Raw genomic sequence first — 3798 nt, forward strand, 5'->3', positions numbered from 1 at the left:
TCGCGGTGCTCGGACCGGCGCTCGACCCCCAGGCCGCCGCGGCGGCGGCCCACTGACCCGAAAGGCAGGAATCATGAGCGGATTGAGGATCGTGCTCGGCTCGGACGAGGCGGGCGTCGACTACAAGGACAAGGTCGTCGCGGATCTGGAGGCGGACCCGCGCGTTGCCGAGGTCATCGACATCGGTGTGCACCGCGGGGACGACGACTTCGCCAAGCCGTACCCCTACGTCGGGCTGGCCGCGGGGCAGCTCATCAAGGACGGCCAGGCCGACCGCGCCATCCTGTTCTGCGGCACCGGTCTGGGCGTCGCGATCGCGGCGAACAAGGTCGAGGGCATCCGGGCGGCGACCGCCCACGATTCGTTCTCGGTGGAGCGCTCGGTGCTGTCGAACAACTGCCAGGTCCTCACCATGGGGCAGCGAGTCGTGGGCCTCGAGCTCGCGCGGCGGCTCGCGAAGGAGTGGATCGGCTACGCGTTCGATCCCGAATCCGCCTCGGCCGCGAAGGTCAAGGTCCTCACCGACTACGAGGGCTGCTAAAGGCCGCCCAGGAATAGACGGCACCAAGCGCTAGGCGGGCCCCTCCGGGCTGCCGTAGGCGGACACGGCACGCGGCCGGCCCAACTTCCATCGAGGGAAAACCGCCACTACCGCGCATAAGACGAGAATTGCTGGTGAGGTGCTTGCATAACCCAAGAGGAGAATAGGCACCGCCACAACGCCGTCATGCACAAGCATCAGCGCCACAGGCCACCCGAGTGCGACCACGCCAACGAGCACCGCTAAAGCGACAACCCTACTTGCAGTTTGCGAGAAGTACCTGGCATAGATGGCCAAATAGATGGCCGACCCCACAGACAGGCTCGCCTGTGGCTGCCACGGATATCGTGGGAGGTCGGCTGCCGCCGGAGCGCCTTGCACCCCGGCCAAAAATCCACCTGTGAGTCCGTCAGTGGTCATAGCCGCGTAGCCAAGGACTGCTGCGACTGCGACAGTAGCCAAGCCCGCGAGAACGGCCCGGAGCGTTGCAGCCCGGAGATTCCTGGGCCGCAACGCCGCTGTCAGCGCCGGGGGCCTCAACATCAGCTCCTAGGAACCGTGGCCGGCGGGGGCACACTGTGGTTGCCGATGAATTCGTTGGCCCAGAATGCCGCACTGTGGCCCTGCCCGACGTACACCTGTCCCCCGTACAAAGTCCCTTCTCCGCTTCTCTGGACTTGGTTGGCTGGATGGTAGTCATCGGAGTACCACCAATTTTGCCATGCATTCGCCGGAGCTGCGCTTAGCACGGCAAGTGCACCAAGCACGCCAAAACAAATCGCGGAAATCAGTGTGGAACGCCGCGGATTCTTCGTCATTGATCCCCCTGTTTCGTGCAAATCGGAGCGAGCAAGCAGACGCTACCTCTGCCACGGAGACGGGCGCAAGACCGCGCGCAACGACTGTGCAAACCGACCGAACACAACCCGCGCGGTGATGAATTTAGTCGATCTTCGGTTCACGGGCGCATGCCCGGTTCGACATGATGAGGAGGCGGGGCGACTTTTCAGTCCACTACGGATATTATCGAACACAATTTCGACGCTCGTCGTCAGTGTTCAAGAAAATTCCCCTGAGTAGGGCCACAAAATACGGAGGTTATCGAACACACATTTCGACCCTGCCATCCGTGTTCACGGGGCCAAAAGGCAAGAGGCCGCAGGCGGCATCCTGCGGCCCCTGCCAGATTCAGAAACACTTACGATTCGAGCTATTGACAAAAACAGCTCGCGCCATTATTGGAAAGCTCTCTGTTGGAGTACGCGGTGGCAGCGCCGGCAGATTCAGTCGGGCCTTTGGGCGTGTGGTCCTCACGGCCTACCAAGGCTGCTAGCGGCGGGCATGCAGGGCGCCCGGGCCGGCCCGGGCGCCCCTTGGCGCTAGGCCTCCTGGCGCCAGCTGTACTGCGGGTCGAAGCCGAGGAGCCGGCGGGCCTTATCGATGCCCAGCATCGTTTCGTGCTCGCCGAGCTCCTTGGTCACGCGGACGTCTGGGAACACCTCGGCTGCAAGGGAGGCCGAGGAACGGCTCATGACCGTGTCCGCGTTGGCGATGATGTAGGCCTCGAAGCCGGGCCGCGCGGTCAATAGGGCCTTCTCGATGGCCTGGGCGCCGTCCCGCGCGTCGATGTAGCCCCACAGGTTCCACTTCCGGGCCCGCGGATCGGAGTCGAATTGCGGGAACCGCGCGTAGTCCGCCGGGACCATGACGTTGGAGAAGCGCAGCGCGGAGATGCTCAGGCCTGGGTCCCACCGGCACAGCTGGCGCGCCATGTGCTCTTCGAGGTGCTTCACGAGCGAGTAGGTGCTCTCGGGCCGCGTCTCGTACTCCTCGTCCACCGGGATGTAGGGCGGATCGATGTCGAACGGCAAGCCGAGCACGGTCTCGCTCGACGCGTACGCGATGCGCTTGATCCCGAGCCGTCGAGCGGCCTGGAACACGCCGTGGCTCGCGAGCATGTTGTTCCGGAACGTCGCGGCGTCGGGCGCGAGCCCGGGCGCCGGGATCGCCGCAAGGTGGACGATCGCATCCACCCCGCTGTGGCGATCGTCGACGCCCGCGATTGCGTCAATCACCTGCCCGTAGTCGGTGAGGTCGGTCTGGATGAAACCCCGGTCGCCGCGCTCCCCCACGCGGTCCAGGTTCCACACCTCGTGGCCCGACGAGCGGAGGTACTCGACAGCAACCCGGCCGAGCTTCCCGCTCCCGCCGGTCAGTGCGATCTTCATGGCACACCCTTCCGGCCGCGTCCCGCGGCCCTTCAGACATTGAGTCCTTCCTGCTTAGCAGAGTCGTGACGCGGCCGGAAGGTCCGACCACAGCGGGATGGGGGCCCTGCGAATCCTACTCAGGAGACGGATGCCTTCGGTGCCCGCAGGCCTCGAGCGCTCTGATTGACACCTCAACGAGGAGTTGGTGATCGGGGCTTACACCCATAAGATTGATGCGTCAAGTTCATTGCGCCGACGGTCGGGGGGATACACATGGAGGCTCGGGCAGACACGTCTGCCGTCACGACGGCGGTCGCCGAGGCGCCGGATTTGCGCGCCGCGGAGCCCCGCTGGCTCGACGACCGAGAGCGGGAGGTCTGGCTTGCGCTGCGGCACCTCCTGTGGGGCCTTCAGCCAGCTATCGACCGCCAGCTCCTTCACGATTCGGGGCTCTCGGGCCCCGAATATTCGGTGCTCGCGACGCTCACCGAGGATCCCGACGGCGTGCTTCGCTCGGGGACGGCTGCGCGCATGCTCGGCTGGGGCCGCAGCCGCCTCTCACACCTCCTCCGGCGCATGGAGAGCAAGGGGCTGATCTCACGCGCGTGCTCGCCCGACGACGGTCGGGGCCAGGACATCGCGCTGACTCCGGCGGGCCGAAGCGCGATCGTCGAGGCCGCACCGGGTCACGTCGAGTTTGTGCGCAGCGTGGTCTTCGACCCGCTCACGCCGGAGCAGCAGAGCGCCCTGCTCGAGGCCTGCCACCGGATCTCGGCGGCCATCGAGGCCTCCGGCTCGCTCGAATGCGAGGGAGAGGGCGGCTCCTGCGACGCGGAGCCCAACGCATAGACTGACTCGGGTGACCTGGCAGCGCACCGCATCGCAATGGTTCCGACTCCCCGCTGATCGCCTGTGGGCGGTCCTCGAGCGGCTCGAGCTCTGGCCGCAGTGGAATCCCGCGGTGGGCTCCGCCGCCGTCATCGGCTCCCTCCGCGAAGGCGCGGCGGGCCACTACTCCCCCTCTCACGCCCTGCTCGGCCCCCTGCA

General features: G+C 66.1%; 4 protein-coding genes. 3 read left to right on the forward strand and 1 reads right to left on the reverse strand.

The window, feature by feature from the left end:
* Nucleotides 1–73: 73 nt before the first annotated feature.
* Nucleotides 74–541, forward strand: a complete 468-nt coding sequence (locus tag ACLN58_RS19325; protein ID WP_415856860.1) for a ribose-5-phosphate isomerase — start codon at nt 74–76, stop codon at nt 539–541.
* A gap of 1379 nt (nt 542–1920) precedes the next feature.
* Here ACLN58_RS19325 and ACLN58_RS19330 read toward each other — a convergent pair.
* Nucleotides 1921–2769, reverse strand: coding sequence for an NAD-dependent epimerase/dehydratase family protein (locus tag ACLN58_RS19330; RefSeq protein WP_415856861.1), 849 nt, complete (start codon nt 2767–2769; stop codon nt 1921–1923).
* 255 nt (nt 2770–3024) lie between these two features.
* On the opposite strand from ACLN58_RS19330, the gene ACLN58_RS19335 reads away from it, so the two are divergent.
* Nucleotides 3025–3600 carry a MarR family winged helix-turn-helix transcriptional regulator gene (locus ACLN58_RS19335; protein WP_415856862.1) on the forward strand — a complete coding sequence of 192 codons (576 nt, stop codon included), beginning with the start codon at nt 3025–3027 and terminating at the stop codon, nt 3598–3600.
* A gap of 10 nt (nt 3601–3610) precedes the next feature.
* A partial coding sequence (locus tag ACLN58_RS19340; protein ID WP_415856863.1) for a hypothetical protein occupies nt 3611–3798 on the forward strand: 188 nt, incomplete at its 3' end.

It is taken from the genome of Sinomonas sp. G460-2 (assembly GCF_047759905.1).
GTDB lineage: Bacteria > Actinomycetota > Actinomycetes > Actinomycetales > Micrococcaceae > Sinomonas.